Consider the following 18,438-nt stretch of genomic DNA (forward strand, 5'->3'; position numbering starts at 1 on the left):
AGGACGATAGCCGCACGCTACGGCGTGTCCGCGCAGATCGACACGCCCTTCGAGGAGCGTCCATCGCTCCTGACGGCGATGACTTCGATGCATGTGCGTCCCGGCCGCTTCCCGACGGTCACCGTCGGTTCGAACAGGGTCTGGAAGGTGGTGTTCGTTCCCGGAAGATCCTCCCGGTACAGATATTTCCCCTGCCAGTCATCATTCGGCGGGCTCCACGTGAATACGACGTCATCGCCCTCGATGCGCCCCCGGCCATCGCGCGGCTCCGCAATGGCGGTGCTCAGAGGGTCTGCGGGTTGGACGCCGCCCGGTGACAGATCATCGACAGTCTGGGATTGAGTCCACAAGAAGGTAGCGGCGATGACGATCACAGCGAGAATTGCGACGAGGACGCCCCACGCCCACGACGTCTTCTTCTTCACGGGTTGTTCGCCGACCGGTTCGGCTGCAACGGGATCGGGCTGAACCGGCTCGTCTTCGTCCTCGTCGATTCGTCTGAAGACTCCGACCCGCGTCGCCTCATCCGAGTCTTCCTCTTGCACGGGATCGGCGATGAGATCCGACTGAGTGGACGAGCGGAGAAGATCAACGGGGGTGACATTGACGCCCAACTCGACTTCGACCTGTTGAAGCGCCCTGGCGAATGCGAGTGCGCTCGGATATCTGTTCTCGGGGTTCTTCGACAAGGCGATTGTGAGGATGCGGAACAGCGACGGGGGGATGTCCTCGCGTTCGATCTGGGGAACGGGATTGTTGATGATCCGCCGGGACACCTCATAGATTCCATTCGGCCCGCCGGGGACTTCGAAGGGGGAATGGCCCGCCAGCATCGCGTACATGCTCGCCGCAAGCGAATAGATGTCGACGCCGGGGTGCGCACCGCCCGTCCCGGACAGCTGTTCCGGGGGCGCCCAGGGGATGCTCATGCCGCGCAGATCGGTGGAGGATCCCCTGCCCGTCATTGCAGAGATGCCGAAGTCGGACAGGACCGGACGGTGATAGACCGTCATCAGAATATTCGACGGTTTGATATCACGATGAATGATGCGGACCCTGTGTGCGGTCTCCACCGCACCCGCAATCTGGATTGTCGTCGTCAGTGAGTCGATGATGCTCATCGGCCCCTGCGCGAGGATCGCGCCGAGGTGGGGAGGAGGGCAGTACTCGGTGACGATGAAGGGGCGTCCGTCCTCTGTCACGCCCGCCTCATAGACGGACAGGATTGCGGGATGCGACGACAGCATCGCCATCCGGTTGGCCTCGGACTCAAAGGCCGCGGTCTCCTCTTCCCCCACGTCCCCGTCCATGACTTTGACGGCGACGTGACGGCGCGGCAGGTGCCGCTCGTACAAGTAGACGTGAGAGTACCCGCCGCTTCCGAGGTCCTTCAGGTAGGTGAACCCGGGAATGAGCGGCGGGCCGCTCACTCGCGGCTGGCTCACGGAAGATCATCGAAGGACAACAGGACGTTGTCCCCGAGGTCGAGGACGTCGCCGGATCTCAGCAGCGTCGGATGCGTGTCGGACAGCCGCTTGGGAGCGACTCCCCGCCTGCGCAGGAAGGTTCCGTTATTCGTCTTGAGGTCCTGCGCGAGGACGGACCACCCCTCCAATGTGATGAGAACGTGATTGCGGGAGATCATGCGCTCCGGGCTGGGCACGCTGATGAGGCGGTGCGCTGTGATTCCGTCCTGCAGCGTCGGGGCCCGGCCGATGAGGAGCGGTTCGCTGAGCTCAGTCGTGTCTCCAGTGGATGATGTCATGCGTCCAAGCGTCGGCTGAGGGATCTTGACGACGGGCTGAGTGAGCCTTGCACCGCATTGACGGCACTCGATGCACGTCGTCGGATTGTCGTGCCCATCGGGGCAGCGGGCGGACAGAACCATCCCCTCGGTGTCGGTCTGTGATGAAGAGGGGGCATCGACGCGGGAGCGGATCTCCGCGAGGAGCTCATCGGGCAGCTCCGCCACGGTCCGTCCGTCATGATCCCCGGCGTCCGATCGGGGCGGCTCGGCGACGGGCGGCTTGGCGACGGGGGCCGTCCCATTCTTCCGGGCGGCGTCGGGGTCTGCGTCATCCTCTTGCAGATCAGAGGACGCAGTGCCGCCCTCAACGGGCTCGTCGCCGATCCGCATGGACCCGACCTGCAGAATCGCATCCTTGGCGACGAAAACCGATGGTGCGGCTGGCTCCGGGCCCCTCACGATGAGGAATGCCGGCTCATGGATGGTGGTCTCCGACCACGTAGTGGCACCGTCGGAATCGACGGTCCGTCCGTCTGCCTCCACGATCGCGCTGCCGCGCACGGCGATACGGACGAACCCGTCTTCTTGATTGAGCACGACCGCAAAATCGCACAGGGACCGTATATCGCCCTCGTACGAGACAAGGATGGTGTTGAGCACCGCGGGAAGCGGAGTGTCGCCGTCCTCGTGGAGAAGGCTCCACAGCCTCTCCAACAGCAATGGTGAAACGCCGGGGGACATGAGGATGCGCCCCTTGGGCGTCACCACCGAAGACCAGTTGCCCGGCACCCACCGGGTCGTTTCCTCCAGTCGCGCAATCGATCCCATCATGTACTCCTCAAGACAGTCGGTGAGCGATGAACCCGTGCAGCGATCACTCATGAACAACTCAGTAACCATAATAGTCAACACATATACTTATTATCGAATCGACGACGCAGCAGTAGATCACCGTTCGCTCCGCCCTCGCACGACCTCCCTGAGAGCGTTGCGCATGCGTCTGCGAGTGCGCCTCCCGCACTCGCCTGCGTCGTTCGAACGACTCTACCCGCTGGATTATCATTCTCAGTGTCATGCGATAGGAGCACACCTGTTGAAAATTGCAGTCGAGCCGGATCCCCACCGGTGGATCACCGTGCCGAGATTCCCCCCGCCGGGTTGGGCGCGTAAAACGGCTGAGCTGTCGAGCGCCCTTGCCGGCGCGCCCGCCTCCAACGTCGACACCCTCGCCGAGCTCCTCTCGTCACTGGCCTCGACCCACGATGCGGCAAACTGTGTGCGACTCGTTCACATCGCCCCCGTTGACCCGTGCTTCATCGCCGACATCCGCTTGGAGGCGGCGATGGACGACGGCAGTCGGCCCGAGCGCCTCAAAACCCAAATCGCCCTTATCGAGTCCCTCCTGCCCAATGGGGCGGCCGCAGACGTTTCGAGTTTCCGCCCGCTGCCCGAAGCAGCGGGCCTGATCGCGCTGCGCAACCAGAGCCCGTATGCAGTGGCTGGCAGTGCCGTGCAGGGCGTCCTCGTCGTGCGCATGGGCACGAGCCTGCCGACCAGTCCCGTTGACACGGTAATGCGCCTATGGGGGGCTCCGTCCAATGTGGTCCGCAAATACCTGGACGACATCGGGGCGCTATTCTCAACGATCTCCCCGCTGCGCACATAAGACCCTCAGCCGAGTTCGGCGCGCATGAGCACCGCGTCCTCATTCGGGTTGCGGAAGTAGTTGCGGATGCGTCCGAGTTCCACGAATCCGGCGCCCTCGTAGAGCCTGCGCGCCGCCTCATTCGACTCGCGCACTTCGAGGAATACCCGTCGAGCGCCCCGCAGTTTCGCTTCGTTGGTGAGCGTGGCGAGAATCTGTGCGCCCGCTCCCCTTCCTCTGGCGGATTCGACGACTCCGATCGTCATGATGTCCGCATCGTCCCCCACCGTCTTGACTCCCCCGTATCCGATGGGGTCGGAACCGTCTGCCTCGTCCTCGTATGCGAGGACGAAGTGGGACCACTCCGAGACGAGTTCCTCTCGGATCATGGCGAGCGTCCACGCATCCTCGGGGAACAGCGCCTGTTCGAATCCCGCAAGCAGGAGCGCGTCATCGTCCGACGCGGCACGCACGACGATCGGAATCACATGCGCTCCGTCGGGTGCCCGTGAATCTCGGGGCGTCGCAGATACAACGGCTCCGTTCCGACTTCCGCTCCCCGGGCGAGCCTGGATGTCACGAGCCGGGAGAGCACCGCGGGGTCTGCCGACACGACGGGACCGAGGGGGGCTGGTGCAAGCGCCGTCTGGGAGTGGGCGGGCAGCGGCCCCGCGGACACGATGAAGGCATCCGTGTCGCGCATCGAGTTCATGAGGCTCTGCGCCGACCCCACTTCGAGGCGCCCGATGAGACTCACATCGTCCGGGCCATCTGCTTCGTAGTGGCCCCAGTACAGTTCCTTGCGCCTCGCATCGAGAACCGCGAACACATGCGCATGGGGGGAGAGCACGTCGAGGGCTTCACGTGCAATGAGGGCGAGACTCGACGCCCCGTAGACGGGGGCGCCCGTTGCGCGGCCAATGACCCTCGCCGACACGAGCCCTGCGCGCAGGCCGGTGAAGGGGGCCGGGCCGGTGCCCACGCACACGCGTTCAATCCCCGCTCGCGCCGCTTGAGGGGGCATCCCCGCCGCTTCGAGGGCCTCGCGGATGAGGGGGGTGATCGATTCGGCGTGATGACGAGGCGAGTCCATCCGAGCCTGGCCGACTGTGATGGAGTCGCGCACGACTCCGATGCGAGTGGCGGCGGAGGTATCGAGGCACAGTTCAATCACGACGTTGATCCTAACGTCTCATGGGCTCTCGCCCGCTGAGCGATCCCATCGAGGACCCCGTCCCATCGCTTCCCGTGCGCTGTCAGGGTCAGTATGCGGCGTCCGTCGTCCATGAGTTCCAGGTTGATCGTCTCATCGTCGTAGGCGATGTCGCCGCCGTGTTCGCGTCCGATCTCGATCTCTAGACGCTCATCCGACAGGGCCTCCGTCTTACCCCGCCCCCATTCGACAACGGTGACGGACTCGTCGAGCGTCGAATCCAAGTCGAGGGTCTCGAGGTCATCGAGGTCACGGATCCTGTAGGCGTCAACGTGAATGAGGTCGGGGCCTCCGGCGCGATTCGCGTGGACGCGGGCGACAATGAACGTCGGGGATTGGACGCGCCCGCTCACCCCCATGCCCTGGGCGATTCCCTGAGTGAAGGTGGTTTTCCCTGCGCCGAGTCCTCCATTCAGCATGACGAGGTCGCCCGCCGCGAGGACGCGTCCGAGCGCCTGTCCGAGGGCCCGGGTCTGATCGGCTGACGAGGTCACAACCGTGAGTGCGATGCGTGTCACCGGCTCTGCTCCTGCGGTGCGGCGGCGGACTCGTAGACGCGGGGGATACGCTCGCCGAGGCGGGACACTATCTCATAGTTGATGGTCCCCGCGGCGTCTGCCCAGTCGTCGGCGGTCGGGGTGGGGCCGCTCCCATCGGAGAAGAGGACGGCGGTGTCTCCGACGCGGGCGGGCGGGCTCGGGGTCCTTGCCGTGGGGGTTCCGGCCTCGTCGTCGGCGGGCCCGAGGTCGACGATGAACTGGTCCATGCAGACGCGGCCGACGATCCTCGTGCGGATCGCCCCCGCCGCAGCGTCGACGAGGACGGGCGCAGCATTGGAGGAGGCGCGCAGTATGCCGTCAGCGTAGCCGAGTGGAACGAGTCCGACCCATCTCCTGCCCGGTGACCTCCACGTGCCGCCGTAGGAGGCGGGGGTGTCGGCTTCAATGACTTTGACGGAACTGAGCGGGGCGCTCAGCGTCATCGCGGGGCGCAGTCCGAGTTCAGCGGAGGAGGCGCGCGTCGGGTCCGGGCTCAGTCCGTACACGCCGATCCCTGCCCTCACCATGTCGAAGTGCGCCTCGGGGTGCCAGATGATCCCCGATGTGGCGCTGAGGTGGCGGATGCGCGGCTCGACTCCGGCAGAGTGGAGGATGTCGAGGCCGCGGGTGAAGTTGTCGATGTGGGCAGCAGTGGAGGCCTCGCCCTCGTCGGTGGGGTCCTCCCCGCGCGAGAGGTGGCTCCAGGCGCCGACGACCTCAACGAGCCCCTCGTCGACTGCCATACGGACTGCGGATGCGAGGGCGGGCAAGTCGGCGAGGGTCGATCCCGCTCGCGACATGCCCGTGTCGATCTTGATGTGGATTCGGGCGCGGATACCGGTGCTCCGCGCGGCGGCGCAGATTTCGGCGAGAACCCACGCCCATGAGACGGACAGGTCGATCCCTGCTTCGAGGGCGGCCGCCCAATCGGCGCCGCTCGGCGCGATCCACGCGAGGATGGGTGCGTCCTCGCGCGCGATCCCCTCCCGGTCGAGGCCCTCGCGAAGAGTGCGGGCCTCTGCCACTTGGGCGACTCCGAGCCAGTGGGCCCCGGCTCTCAGGACGGTCAGGGCCACGGGGAGGAGCCCGTGTCCGTAGGCGTCTGCTTTGACGACGGCCATGAGGAGGGCATCGGACGCGTATTCGCGCAGGCGCGCGAGGTTGGCCGCAATGGCGTCGAGGTCGATGAGGGCGCGCCCGGGATAGTCGGCGGCGGACTCAATGTGAGAGGTCACCCCCCTAGTATCCCACCGCTCGCATACGGTCGCGTCATGCTCGGCCGTCGAGGGCGCGTCCGATGACTCCGGGGATGGCGAGGGCGATCTGGTCGGCGCTGATGGGTCCTCCTGCGGACCCGAGGCCGCGGGCGGCGGCCATTCCCGCCTCGGCGTGGATCCACGCGCCTACGCCGATGAGTTCCGCGAAGGGGACGACCTCGATGCGCTGTTCGCGTCTGGCCTGCCAGGTCGCACTTAGGGCGACGAGGACGCCGGCGAGGACATCGCCGGAGCCTGCAACTGCGCTCCACCCGCTGCCCTGGTGGGAGACGATGATCGACCCGTCGGGCGATGCGATGAGGGTGCGGGCGCCTTTGAGGAGCACGGTCGCGCCGGTCGACTGCGCGAGTTCACGGGCGGCTGCGACCGGGCGCTCCTCCACCCGCCATCGGGGGCGCGTGTCACCGAGGGTGGACAGCATCCGCGCGGCCTCGCCTGCGTGCGGTGTGAGCACTGTCGTTTCTGCGAGGCCGTCCGCGGCCATCGGCGCCACGAGGTCGAGTCCACCCGCATCGACGACGAGCGGAAGGGACTGCGCAATGCAAAATCCCGCGAGTTCACGCGCTGAGGCGCGCGTCTTATCGTCCATGCCCGGACCGATGAGCCCGGCCTGGATGCGCCCGCCCACTGCGACGATCCCCGGAACGCGCGCGAGGGCAAGGTCGCAGACCCTGCGGGGCGCGTCGAGTCGGATCATTCCGCATCCGGCGCCGTTGGCGCCCATGGAGGCGAGGATGCCCGCGCCCGGGTAGGTGTCAGAGCCTACGACGAGGCCGGCGACACCGCGCGTGTACTTGTGGTCCGCCCAGCCCGGCGCGCGCACCACCCGGGGCACATCCGCAGATTCGACGACGTGCACGCGTGTATCGGGCAGATCGATACCGAGGTCGCAGACGCTCACCCGTGTCGAGTGGTAGGCGGCGGGAGGCAGTACCAGCGGCGTTTTGAGGGCGCCCATGGTGATGGTGTGATCCGCGCGCAGGTGCGGGAGGTGGGCCTCGCCGTCCTCGTCGGTGAGGCCGCTGGGGCAGTCGACGGCAACGATGAACGGCGTGTGCTGAACGTCGATGTCCGCGAGTGCGCGGATGATGGCGGCGAGTGGGTCGCGGACGGCGCCCGCCAGTCCGGTGCCGAGGACCCCGTCGATCCACACGGGCGCTGTCAGCGCTTGCGCCGCCTCACCCTGGCTCAGCCAGTCTGCGGGGTCGTCGGCGTTCGGGGACGACAGGGGGGCGCGCAGGATCGCAACGCCCGCCTTCTTACAGGCGGCGGCCGCGCCCTCGTGGATCTGTGAGCCGACGGCCAGCGCGCTCGCCCTCACTCCGTCTTCGGCGAGGAAGGCGGCGGCGTAGAGGGCATCGCCTCCGTTGTCGCCCCCTCCGGCTATTGCGCACACCTCGATACCGCCGGTCGGGGGTTCGCGGCGCCGGTGTTCTTCGACCGCGTCGGCGACGGCGCGCGCGGCGATCCGCATGAGGCGATCGGGGTCGCCCTCGTGCGCGGCTCGCGAGACGGTGTCGGCTTCAGCGGCTCTGACGATTTTCGGGGCGTATGCGGGGATCATCCTCCCATCTTCCCACCCCTGCGGCGGGCCCGTGCAGATCCGGGGCTCCCCCGGTTTCCGGCCGGCAGTGGCCGGGAGTATTCGCGTGCGGCGGGGAGCCGTAGACCCCGTCGCGGATCTCCTTCCATTCCTCGAACCGCTCCGCCTCTCGACGGATCTCGTCGTCGCGGACCCGGATCCGTTCGGATGCGATAGGGACGGGGGGCAGTCCCGCGAGCAATGCCGCGCCGAGCGCTGACGCCTCGGGCATGTTCAGGCGTTCGACCCCGCATCCCATCGTCGACGCGATGATGCGGCACCACGGGGCGCTTCGGGCGCCTCCGCCGAACACGCGGAGCGAGGCGCCGTATAGTCCCATCCGCTCCCACCAGGCGGCGATCTCGAAGGCGATCCCCTCATAGACGGAGCGCGCAAGATCCGCCGTATCGGTGCCGAGGCGGATCCCCCAGAAGAGCCCCCCGGGCGCGGTCGGCCACTTCCCGGCGCTCGTGTCGGACAAGCGGGCGAAGAAGTAGGGGGCGTTCGCAGAGGGCCCCGTCGCCGACATCTCATCGCTGAGGTCGTATCCGCCGCCCGGGAGTGCATTGTTCACATACCAGCGGTGGGCGGCGCCCGCTGTGGGGATCGCCGCTTCGCGGACGTATTCGCCGGGCCCGAGGAAGCTGAACACCGGGCCGCCCCAGAAGGTGGGCGAATCCGCGAGGGATTCGAGGGCGCCGGACGTTCCGAGGCACAGCGTCGCAACCCCTGGGGCGATACCGGCACCGAACGCCGCAAGTTTCTGGTCCTGTCCTCCGACGCGGACCGGGATCCTCCGGATGCCCAACTCGGCTGCGATCGGCTCTCTCAGCGCTCCCGCACAGGAGCCGGAGTCTCGGATCGTCGGGAAGAGATCGGGACTCACCCCGATCGCCCCGAGCGACTCCCGATCCCATGTCCCGTCCCGGAGCGAATAGGCCATTGATGCCGATGCGAGCGTGTGATCGGTGATCGCCTCGCCGACGAGGCGCAGGTGCAAGTAGTCCATCGGCTGAAGGAAGGCGTCGGCCTCTTCGAATATTTCGGGTTCGAATCGTTTGAGCCAGTACACCTTGGGGAGCGTGTAGACACCGGACCAGGGCTTGCCGCTTCTCTCAGTGACCGAGTCCTTGTCGATTAGGGCGCCCAGTTCATCGAGGACGGCGTTCCCGCGCTCATCGAGCCAGATGATCGCGTTCCTGAGCGGCCTTCCCGTCCGATCGACGGGGACTACTGAAATGCCTTGGGAGGAGATCGACAGCGCCTGAACCGCATCGGCCCCGACTTCGTTGATCACCGTGCGCAGAACGCGCATGGATGCGGTGAACCACGACTCCGGATCCTGCTCGACCCTCCCGTCCGCACTGTAGACGGGAGGGTTCTCCACGTAGGCACTCGCAGCGACCGTACAATCGGCGTCGAAGGCGAGGCAGCGCACGCCGGTCGTGCCTGCGTCGAGACCGAGCCATACGGGGGCCATCGGGGCTACTCGCCGATGATCTGAATCTGGCACTGCCGCGGACGGTCGCGAATCTGATCCCAATCGACGAAGTAGATGTAGCCGAATTCTCCGAGATCGAGAGCGCCGTCCATTGCGACGATCGTCTCCGATCTTCCGAAGAAGACGCTGCGCAGGTGCGCATCGGTATTGAGGCTCGTCCATTCGCCCACTTCCTTTGCCTCCTCCATCGCGAAGCGGATATGGGCGGGGCCGGGATGCATGTACTGATTCTCGACTAGGCACTGCGGGGCGATGCGCTCCATGATGTTCACCAAGTCCTGCTGGAGGAACTCGAGACCGTAGTAGGTCTTGTCGTGCGAGCACTCCTGGGTCATCACGGAACAGGTCGTGTGATGGCTGTAGACGACGACGATGCCGTTCGTGATTCCGGAGCGTTCGAGCGCCGCCTTCACGTCCTTCGTCACGTCGTGGAAGGTCGGGTGGTTCTTCTCCGACTGCAGGTCGATCGTCTCCCTGTACACCTTCATGGTTGTTCCTTTCTCATTCCTGGTTGTTCTTCAAGGTTTTCTCGCGCGCGTCCCATCCGCGCCGGGCTGCGGCGATCATGTCAATCGCCATGTCGGGGGGACTGGGCGCCTGTGCGATCGCGCTCGACGACCCCGTGGCATTCGCGCCGTGAGCAATGACATCGAACACGTCTTCGGGCGTCGAGATGCCGGCTCCCTGGAGGACTCGGATCCTCGGGTCGATCTCGCCCGCCGCGCGGTTCGAGGCGTCGACGTACGCGAATCCGGAGGGCTTCCCGGTGCCGATGAGTTCAGTCGGCTCGGCGACGAGGACCTCGGGATGCAGTGATGCGACTGCGCGCACCTCGGCCAGGGAACTCGCGCATACAGCGGTGGCGAGGCCGACTTCGCGCGCTCGGCGCATCGTCTGTTCGAGGACGGAGAAGGTGATGGGGCGCTCGGCATGATTCAACATGACCATTCGGATACCGGCATCGGCGAGCGCCTCCGGCAGGATGTCCGTGATCCCCCGCCCCGGACGAATCGGGTCGAGATGCGGGACGCAGACGATCAGATTCTCGACGCCCTCAACGACCTTTCGGGCCTCGAGAATCGGCGAGGTGAAGACGACTGTCACTTCATGGTCCGCTGCGGCGAGGTCGGCGGCCCGGGCGAGTGCGAGCACATCATCGCCGAAGAGATACGATTTCGGTCCGATCTCGAACAGGGGGCGGTCCTCGGGGATCCACTCGCTCATCGGTTCCCCTCCCCTGCGATTCGCGCGCCGACGGCGCCGCCCGGATGAATGATGCCGAATTCCGCTTCGGTGAATCCGGACAGGGCGATCATCGCCGCCAGGACCGCATCGAACAGGGCGCCGATCACCGTGTTCGAGGTCGTCGCCATGGTGCCGAGGGGATCCGATTCCTTCGTGATGTACAGCGGTATAAGGATGTCCGAAAGCCTCGCCAGCTCCGAATCCATGTTCTCGGTGACCCCGATGAGGAGGGCCCGCCGCTCGCGCACGACGCGCATGATCGGCAGCAGCTCGCTCGTCCCACCGCCCCTGGTCACCATGACGACGGCGTCACCGGCTTGCACGGCCCCGAGGCCGCCGTGAATCGCATCCGCCGGCGGCATGAACTTCGCGGGGTTGTCGACGCAGCACAACGAATGAGCGAATTTCGCCGCCGCGTATCCCGAGGAGCCGCTTCCGACTGTGACGATCCTCGGAGCCGCCAGGAGCGCCTCGGCCGCTTCGACGACGCGCCCGATCGGGGCGTGCGCGGCGAGCGCGCCGAGCGCATCCGCTTCGATCTGCAGGGCCTGGCGCGCCGCCGCGCTCGCCGACTCCCTCGTCTCCTCAGACATGTCGCCCTCCTGTGGACACACCGTCAATCCATACGTCTCGAATAGTGAGCGATTCGCCGTCCCAGGCCGCGAACACGAGGTTCGCACGGAAACCCGGAGCGATATCGCCGAGGTCGGAGCCCCCCATGAGGCGGGCGGGCACGAAAGAGCCGAGCCGCCACGCTTCGGCGAGACCGATGCCCGTGTGGCGCGCGAAATTGGCGACCGCCCGATCCATCGTCAATGAGCTTCCCGCCAGCCCTCCCGAACGATTGAAATTCACGTCCGGCGGGCCCCCGGCGATGCGGCTCCCGCTCTCAGCCGTGCAGTCGGTGACCAGAACAGTCCGATCCCGGCCCTTCACCCGGTAGATGAGTCTGAGGTGATCGGGGCGGACATGGCATCCCTGCGAATCGGCGATGACCTCGGCCGCTATCGACGGCTCCACGAGGACCGACTCATCGACTCCGACTTCCCGGGTCCCCTCGTACTCGGGCGGATCGATGGGGGCGCCCGTTGCGTTCATCAGATGGGTGGCGATCCGCAGCCCGTTCGGCAGGAGGGCGCGAATCTCCTCGTGGCGCGCTCTCGAATGGCCCACGGAGAAAGTGATTCCTCCTCGCGTGGCCGCCTGAAGGTCGTCCACCATCCTGGCGACGCCGCAGACCTCCGGGGCGATCGTCATCCACCGCAGCGCTCCGCGCCCCACGCGGACGTATTCGAGGTACTCGCCCCTTTCAGGGGGCCGCGAATACTCCTTATACGCCCCGAGGTCGGGGTTGAGGAAGGGGCCCTCCATATTGACGCCCACGACGTTCGGGATAGCCGGGTCGAGCGCTGCGGAGGCGACCGATTCAACGGCATCGATCTGTTCACGAGCCGTCGCGTGCAGGATCGTTGTCCCAAGGAGGGACGTGGTTCCGTGATCGAGGTGGAAGCGGGCGGCCCTGCGCGGGTCGTCGTGGAACCACCGGCCGTCGCCGCCGTGGCAGTGGATGTCGACGAAGCCGGGCCCGACGACCATGCCCGTCGCATCCACGATCTCCGCATCGTATTCCCGGGCGAGCTGATCGCGGGGGCTGATCACGGCGATGCGCCCGTCGACGATGAGGATGTGATGGTCCTCGAGAAGGCCCTCAGCGGTGACGATCGTCGCTCCGCAAATGCAGGTCCTCATCATCAGTACTGGCTTTCAAAATCGCAGACCACCGGCGAGGCGATCTTGTCCGATACGTAGAAGTCGGCCCCCAGGAGCTGCATGATGGACGTCGGCACGAGCGGCGTCACCGGACCGTGGATGGCGAGCCTGGAAGCGGTTCTCTGCCAGCTCGACGGGGTCCCCCTCGTGGTGATCCCGTGCATCTCGACTCTCCGCTTCGCCCGGGAGACGTCGAGGGGGCCGATCGTGGCGGCCCGCGGGGGCACCGATGCGACATTCCCGGACGCCCCGAAGGACCCGTGAAGCGAGTTTTGGGCGATGGTCAGGGGGTGGAGCGTGACGATGCGCGCCCCTTGAGTCAGGAATTCTTCGAGTTCGGAGGAGAACTCCGAATCGGGCTCGATGAATGCGAGGTGCCCGGTCCATCCGGGCCCGGTGTAGACCGCATCGGCGTCCCCCGCGTCGCGAATGAGGTCGGAATAATGCTCGATATTGTCGGTCGTCGGATAGACGAACTGCTCCGACGGCATTCGGAGATCCGGTTCGAGTTCGTCCCAGAAGAATCTCTTCGTCGCCGCGATGAAGCTCTGCGCGTACTCCGGGCCGGCGACGTTGCCGTCCTCATCCGCCCATTCGTCCATATTGAACGTCGTCACATGCGCGAGATCCATCCGCATCGCGTTGAGGATCCTCGCGACTTCCCGGTATGCCGGATTCGGATTCGGCAGGATGAGGACGCATCGCCTGCCCTCGGCCTTGGCGCGGACGATCTCGCCGACGATGTCGGCGACGAGCATCGCATTCATCTCGGCGTCGGAGACGACACGGATCGTCACCGCGGGATTCGGATGCGACAGAAAGTCTTCCCCCGACAGCGCATTGACCCGATCGATCACATCGCGATCACGGAATGGGACGAAGGCCGCCGGAGCGAACCTCTCATTGAACAGCATCGAATGCACCTTCCTCTTCGAATAGATCCACAAGGACGTCGAGCGCCCCTGCGACGAGCCGCGCACCGCCCGTCACTTCGAGCAGCGAATTCCCCGGCTCGTAGCCGCCCTCCTCCCTGGCTCGCGCCGTCACGCAGTAACCGGGAAGATCACCATTGCTCATCGTGACGACGAAGGTTCTCGTGAACGGGGAGGCGGTCCTGATGGCCGCGCCGAATTGGCAGAACAGTTCCCCGGGGAGGAAAACGATCGCCGTTCGCCGATCGAGCGCGATGCCCAGGACCTCGAAGGGGGAGCACGCGGCGAATCGTTCGTTCGCATACGCCGCTCCCCGCCGGGCGTTGTTCACCTCGCATTCTTTGCCGAGGACCGCAAGATTCGCGTTCTGCAGGTCCGTGCGGGACGCTCCTGAGCGTTTCAGGGCCCCCTCGCGCGCTTTCAACGCCTCGAGGTCGCTTTCGATCGCCTCGATCGGGGGATACGTCCTCGGTTCGAGGACCACTTGGCGGGTGGCGACGGCGAGGCGCCCGCAGCCGAGGGGCGCTGCTTTCGACGCGCTTTCGATCAGGGCGCGTGAAAGCGCGGCCCCGAATCGGTCGGCTTGTGCAAAGTCTTTGGACTCCGCGAAATATCGGGGACTCTGATCCCCGGCCGCGCCCATCGAGTAGAGCAGCGTCGACTCGGGGATCTTTGCGCCGAGCCGGCGCCTCAAGGCGCCGGGGAAGTCGGCGCTGACCGCCGTGCTCTCGCCGTGCAGGATGGTCGGATGCAGGGAGTACTTCGTCCAGATCGCGCGAACGGTCCCGCTCTCGTCCTTGACGACGAGGGCCGGAAGCTCCTCGTCGACGATACCGCCGTCGGGCATCCGCCTGTTCCCGCCGATTCCCTCGTCTGCGCCGCACCGGCCGAGACCGACTTCGATCGAGGCCGCGAAAGAGGATCGGGCGGCCCGCTCGGCGGCGCGCACGCATTGATCCCGAACGAAGGCGATGTATCCCTTATCGATCCGGGTCACGAAGTCGGGCTGTTCGTCCGACGCTTCGAATACGACGCTCATCCACGGCGCGCTGTGCGTATGCGAGCACGTGATGACGACCGACTCCGCCGGGATCCGTGTTTTCCGCTCGATCTCGGATCTGATCGAATCGGCTTGAGATCGCGTGATCCAGAAGAGATCTGTTGCGATGATGAGCGCGCTGGCACCGTCCTCCTCGAGGAAGAGGGCCGAGGCGATGAGAGGGTCGTGGGGTCCGGTATTCGGTCGATCGAAGTACGGGTAGCCCCCGAGTTCGACCCCCTTCTGCGGAGTGATGTCCATGAGAGCAACACCCGCTCGTATTCTTCGTCCCATTATTCCAATCCCCTTCCAGCGAGTCCGTCGCCGACGTTGAGCACGGCGTCCACTAATTCCTTCGTCTCTTCGGCAGTCGGTTCGATGAAGAGCGTCGAAGGGGGTCCCGCCTCCACCACGCGTCCCTTGGACATCACGTACACGCGCTGCGTCGTGTATCCCACCACGGAGAGATCGTGTGCGATCATCACGAGCGAGAGCCCGAGATCGCGAACGAGGTCCTTCAAGAGGTTCAGCACCTGTGCCTGGATCGACACATCGAGCGCCGACACCGGCTCGTCGGCGACGAGGACCTCCGGATTCGGCATCAGCGCCCGGGCGATCGCGAGGCGCTGAAGCTGTCCCCCCGAGAACTCGTGCGGAAATCGATCGACCGACTTCGAGTCGAGGCCGACTTGATCGAGGACGCTTGTCACCCGTCGCTTCGGATCGCCCTCGATTCGAAGCGACTTCATTGGCTCCTGCAGCGCATCGAAGACGCTCATTCTCGGATCGAACGACGACTTCGGATTCTGGAACACCATTTGAACGCGGCGGCGGAAGGCGCGCTTATCGAATCCTCTGTCCCAGATGTCCCGGGAGCGGTAGAGGATCTTCCCGCCCGCAGGTCTCTCCTGCCCGACCAGCATTCGGCACAGGGTCGTTTTCCCCGATCCGGATTCTCCGACGATTCCCACCGATTCGCCGGCGGCGACATAGAAGTCCGTCGGGAATACCGCCGTCAATTTCTCAGACCTCTTGAGGGGATTGGTACGGGGGATGGGGTACCTCTGCTCCGCGGAAACCGCGGACAGCAGGGATTCAGAAGCCTCTTTCACGATTCACCCCCGCATTCATCGGTATCGGCATCTCGTACGGAGTTCCAGCATGCGATCCGCACTCCTGCTCGTTCGATCACCGGCGGTCTTCGTCGGCACAGGGCGCGCGCCTCGTCGCAGCGATTGGAGAAGGCGCATCCCTCCGGCATGTCTTTGAGACTGGGGACGCTCCCCGCGATGAAGGGGAGGCGCGAGTCGGGGCGGAAGTTCTCCTCGCTCAGCACGGGCTGCGATCTCAGGAGCGCCCGAGTATAGGGGTGCTGCGGGCGTCCGAGGACGTCTTGGACATCACCGAATTCGACGATCGTTCCGCCGTACATGACCCCGACTTTCTCGCACATCGCAGCCACGACGGGAAGCGAGTGGGTGATGAGGAACAGAGCGCTCTCGTGTTCTTCCACCGTGCGGTTGAGGAGCTTGAGAACGCGCTTTTGAACCGTGACGTCGAGCGCCGTCGTCGGCTCGTCGGCGATGATGAGGTCGGGGGAGCAGGCGACAGCCGTCGCGATCATCACTCGCTGGCGTTGGCCGCCGGACAGCTGGTGGGGGTACGCGTCTGCGAGCTGGTGCGGTCTGGGCAGTCCCATCTCCTCGAACAGCTCCACGACTCGATGGTCGGCCTGCGTTTTCGACAGACGCTGGTGGCGCCGAAGGACATCCGCGACCTGTTTTCCGACGCGCCTGACGGGATTGAGGGCGAGCATCGGATCCTGGAACACCATCGAGATGGTCCTGCCGCGGCGATCCGCGAGTTCCTTCTCGCTCATTGTGAGGAGTTCGTCGTCTCCGTGCACAACGCTTCCCGAGGCCCTCCACCCCGCGGGGAGGAGTCCCATGATGCTCAGGGCGGTCATGCTCTTGCCCGAACCGGATTCGCCGACGAGGCCGACCCTTTCGCCTCTGAGGATCTCGAAGCCGACGCCGCGGACTGCTGTTCGATCGCCGTGGGACACATACAGGTCGGATACGCGCAGAATTGACTCGGATTTCATCATTCAGCCTTCTGAAGCTTCGGATCGAGAACATCCCGGATTCCGTCTCCGAGGACGTTCAGCCCTAGAACCGTCACCATGATCGCGATGCCCGGCCACATCGCGAGGGGAGAATCAATCCCGACCGTCCATTGCGCTTCTTTCAGCATCATTCCCCACGAGACCTCAGGACGGTTCACGCCGACTCCGAGGTATGAGAGTCCCGCCTCGGTCAGAATGCCCACCGCATAGTATTGACTGGCTTGAACTAGGAGAATCGAGAAGATATTCGGGAGCACGTGCCGAACGGCGATGAATGCTGTGCCCCGCCCGTACAGCTCGGCGGCCTTCGGGAAGTCCTCGGAGAGGACCCGAAGGGCATTCGCCCGCACCATTCGTGTGAACGCCGGAGTGAAGAAGAAGAGCAGCGCGAAGATCGTCGATCCTATTCCGGAGCCGACCGTTGCGGCGAGGACGAGGGCGATGACGACTCCGGGAATCGACACGCAGACGTCCATCGCTCTCATGATGAGTTCATCGACGATGCGTCCGGTCGAAGCGGCCACGAGTCCGAGGACTGTTCCGAGGACGACGCTGAGTCCGCACGCCCCTGCCGCGACGGCCGCAGAGTTCTTCGCACCGGAGAGGAGGGCACTGAGGACGTCCCGGCCGAGGGAGTCCGTTCCCAGGAGGTGGCCCGGTGAACCGGCAGGAGCGAGCCTGTTCATCGGATCGATGGCATTCGGATCCATCGGAGTCCAGACGAGCGAGACCGCGATGATCACCACGTACGTCAAGACGATGATTCCGCCGACGAGGATCGAACCGTTCCGGAGCCATCGGCTGCTCCCCCTCCCCGCGCTGTCGGGGCGGGGGGTCTCGTCCTCGAGCAGGTTCTTCTCGGCTCTCATCGTGCGCCTCCCAGACGAATCCTCGGATCGAGGAGCCCGTAGAGCAGGTCGATCACCAGGTTCACCATTAGAACGAAAAGGATGATCAGCATGACCGTGCTCTGTACGACGACGACTTCGCGCGCGGCGACGGCCGTGAGGAGCATCCTGGCCAGACCGGGCAGCGAGAAGACGGTTTCGACGAGCACCGTCCCCGAGATCAGATCGATGATCTGGATGCCGATCACGGTGATCACGGGGAGGATCGCGTTTCTGAGCCCGACTTTCATGAGCGCTTCGGTGCGCGTCATCCCCGTCGCCCGCGCGGTTCGAATGTACTCCTCGTTCATGATGTCAAGGACCGCGGTCCGCACGTAGCGCGTGAGGCTCGCGCTGAGTGTCAGCGAGATCGCGACCGCCGGTAGGATCAGCGACTTGAACGCCGCGACCGGGTCCTCGCTCCAGGGGGTCCATCCGCCGGTCGGGAGGAGATGCATGCGGACCCCGAAGAGGAGCGCGAGGAGGACGCCGGCCCAGAACACGGGGATGGCGATTCCGATCTGACTGAAGAAGGCGATGATCGTGCCGATGATGGAGTCTTGTTTCACCGCCGCGTAGGTCCCCAGGGGCACTGCGATGATGAGGGAGAGGGTCAGCCCCATGGTCGCGAGCGGAACGCTGACGGGAAGCGCTGCCGCGACCATGTCGATCACCGGTTGCTGGGTGCGGAAGGCCCGTCCGAGATCCCCGGTGAGCAGGTCCGCCATCCATGAGAAGTACTGTTCATGGAAGGGGCGGAGCAGGCCGAGTTCGCCCTGGAGCTGAGTGATCGCCTCCGCCGAAGCGTGTTGGCCGAGGATGATCGCCGCAACGTTGCCGCCGGCGGCTCTGATCAAGACGAAGATCAGAATCGATGCGGCGAAGCCGGCGATGAGGAAATAGCCAACACGCCTCAGCACGAAGGACATCATGATG

The 18,438-nt window shown here is 65.4% G+C and carries 19 protein-coding genes; 1 reads left to right on the forward strand and 18 read right to left on the reverse strand.

Features of this window, described 5'->3' with window-relative positions; all coding sequences use genetic code 11:
• Positions 1-17 precede the first annotated feature (17 nt).
• Together BQ7471_RS03565 and BQ7471_RS03570 are read right to left on the reverse strand one after the other, a co-directional pair.
• The gene (locus BQ7471_RS03565) at positions 18-1,445 is read right to left on the reverse strand and encodes a serine/threonine protein kinase (protein WP_076464245.1); all 1,428 of its coding nucleotides are present in this window, start codon (positions 1,443-1,445) and stop codon (positions 18-20) included.
• A complete protein-coding gene (locus BQ7471_RS03570) occupies positions 1,442-2,629 on the reverse strand; it encodes an FHA domain-containing protein (protein ID WP_129583337.1) in 1,188 nt (395 codons plus the stop codon). Before BQ7471_RS03570 ends, BQ7471_RS03565 begins: the two co-directional genes overlap by 4 nt.
• Positions 2,630-2,840: 211 nt before the next feature.
• On the opposite strand from BQ7471_RS03570, the gene BQ7471_RS03575 reads away from it, so the two are divergent.
• Positions 2,841-3,413 (forward strand): hypothetical protein, encoded by a 573-nt coding sequence (locus tag BQ7471_RS03575; RefSeq protein WP_076464248.1) that lies wholly within the window; start codon positions 2,841-2,843, stop codon positions 3,411-3,413.
• Positions 3,414-3,418: 5 nt separating this feature from the next.
• Here the strand turns inward: BQ7471_RS03575 and rimI are convergent, their stop codons facing one another.
• Genes rimI through BQ7471_RS03655 form a run of 16 tightly spaced genes read right to left on the reverse strand, consistent with a single transcriptional unit; the run spans position 3,419 to position 18,431 of the window.
• The gene (gene rimI / locus BQ7471_RS03580; protein ID WP_083663222.1) at positions 3,419-3,880 is read right to left on the reverse strand and encodes a ribosomal protein S18-alanine N-acetyltransferase; all 462 of its coding nucleotides are present in this window, start codon (positions 3,878-3,880) and stop codon (positions 3,419-3,421) included.
• A complete protein-coding gene (tsaB, locus tag BQ7471_RS03585) occupies positions 3,877-4,566 on the reverse strand; it encodes a tRNA (adenosine(37)-N6)-threonylcarbamoyltransferase complex dimerization subunit type 1 TsaB (RefSeq protein ID WP_076464252.1) in 690 nt (229 codons plus the stop codon). The genes rimI and tsaB overlap by 4 nt, the downstream gene beginning before the upstream one ends.
• A complete protein-coding gene (gene tsaE, locus BQ7471_RS03590; protein ID WP_076464254.1) occupies positions 4,563-5,123 on the reverse strand; it encodes a tRNA (adenosine(37)-N6)-threonylcarbamoyltransferase complex ATPase subunit type 1 TsaE in 561 nt (186 codons plus the stop codon). The genes tsaB and tsaE overlap by 4 nt, the downstream gene beginning before the upstream one ends.
• The gene (gene alr / locus BQ7471_RS03595; protein WP_076464256.1) at positions 5,120-6,379 is read right to left on the reverse strand and encodes an alanine racemase; all 1,260 of its coding nucleotides are present in this window, start codon (positions 6,377-6,379) and stop codon (positions 5,120-5,122) included. The genes tsaE and alr overlap by 4 nt, the downstream gene beginning before the upstream one ends.
• 34 nt (positions 6,380-6,413) lie before the next feature.
• Complete coding sequence (locus BQ7471_RS03600; protein ID WP_083663223.1) at positions 6,414-7,985, reverse strand: bifunctional ADP-dependent NAD(P)H-hydrate dehydratase/NAD(P)H-hydrate epimerase; 1,572 nt, start codon at positions 7,983-7,985, stop codon at positions 6,414-6,416.
• On the reverse strand, positions 7,945-9,483 hold the full coding sequence (locus BQ7471_RS03605; RefSeq protein WP_076464258.1) for a xylulokinase: 1,539 nt from the start codon (positions 9,481-9,483) through the stop codon (positions 7,945-7,947). Before BQ7471_RS03605 ends, BQ7471_RS03600 begins: the two co-directional genes overlap by 41 nt.
• Before the next feature lie 5 nt (positions 9,484-9,488).
• A complete protein-coding gene (locus BQ7471_RS03610) occupies positions 9,489-9,992 on the reverse strand; it encodes a YjbQ family protein (RefSeq protein WP_076464259.1) in 504 nt (167 codons plus the stop codon).
• 13 nt (positions 9,993-10,005) lie between these two features.
• Positions 10,006-10,728 carry a triose-phosphate isomerase gene (locus tag BQ7471_RS03615; RefSeq protein WP_076464261.1) on the reverse strand — a complete coding sequence of 241 codons (723 nt, stop codon included), beginning with the start codon at positions 10,726-10,728 and terminating at the stop codon, positions 10,006-10,008.
• A complete protein-coding gene (locus BQ7471_RS03620) occupies positions 10,725-11,342 on the reverse strand; it encodes an SIS domain-containing protein (RefSeq protein ID WP_076464262.1) in 618 nt (205 codons plus the stop codon). Before BQ7471_RS03620 ends, BQ7471_RS03615 begins: the two co-directional genes overlap by 4 nt.
• A complete protein-coding gene (locus BQ7471_RS03625) occupies positions 11,335-12,501 on the reverse strand; it encodes an N-acetylglucosamine-6-phosphate deacetylase (RefSeq protein WP_076464264.1) in 1,167 nt (388 codons plus the stop codon). Before BQ7471_RS03625 ends, BQ7471_RS03620 begins: the two co-directional genes overlap by 8 nt.
• On the reverse strand, positions 12,501-13,433 hold the full coding sequence (locus BQ7471_RS03630; RefSeq protein ID WP_076464265.1) for a sugar phosphate isomerase family: 933 nt from the start codon (positions 13,431-13,433) through the stop codon (positions 12,501-12,503). Before BQ7471_RS03630 ends, BQ7471_RS03625 begins: the two co-directional genes overlap by 1 nt.
• On the reverse strand, positions 13,420-14,784 hold the full coding sequence (locus BQ7471_RS03635; RefSeq protein WP_129583338.1) for a hypothetical protein: 1,365 nt from the start codon (positions 14,782-14,784) through the stop codon (positions 13,420-13,422). Before BQ7471_RS03635 ends, BQ7471_RS03630 begins: the two co-directional genes overlap by 14 nt.
• On the reverse strand, positions 14,784-15,602 hold the full coding sequence (locus BQ7471_RS03640) for an ABC transporter ATP-binding protein (RefSeq protein WP_076464268.1): 819 nt from the start codon (positions 15,600-15,602) through the stop codon (positions 14,784-14,786). The genes BQ7471_RS03635 and BQ7471_RS03640 overlap by 1 nt, the downstream gene beginning before the upstream one ends.
• Positions 15,599-16,597 carry an ABC transporter ATP-binding protein gene (locus tag BQ7471_RS03645; protein ID WP_235821217.1) on the reverse strand — a complete coding sequence of 333 codons (999 nt, stop codon included), beginning with the start codon at positions 16,595-16,597 and terminating at the stop codon, positions 15,599-15,601. The genes BQ7471_RS03640 and BQ7471_RS03645 overlap by 4 nt, the downstream gene beginning before the upstream one ends.
• On the reverse strand, positions 16,594-17,484 hold the full coding sequence (locus BQ7471_RS03650) for an ABC transporter permease (protein ID WP_083663224.1): 891 nt from the start codon (positions 17,482-17,484) through the stop codon (positions 16,594-16,596). Before BQ7471_RS03650 ends, BQ7471_RS03645 begins: the two co-directional genes overlap by 4 nt.
• On the reverse strand, positions 17,481-18,431 hold the full coding sequence (locus tag BQ7471_RS03655) for an ABC transporter permease (RefSeq protein WP_235821233.1): 951 nt from the start codon (positions 18,429-18,431) through the stop codon (positions 17,481-17,483). Before BQ7471_RS03655 ends, BQ7471_RS03650 begins: the two co-directional genes overlap by 4 nt.
• Between the last annotated feature and the right edge of the window lie 7 nt (positions 18,432-18,438).

Origin of the sequence: Actinomyces mediterranea, from assembly GCF_900155595.1 — a bacterium.
In the GTDB taxonomy this organism is placed as follows: Bacteria; Actinomycetota; Actinomycetes; order Actinomycetales; family Actinomycetaceae; genus Pauljensenia; species Pauljensenia mediterranea.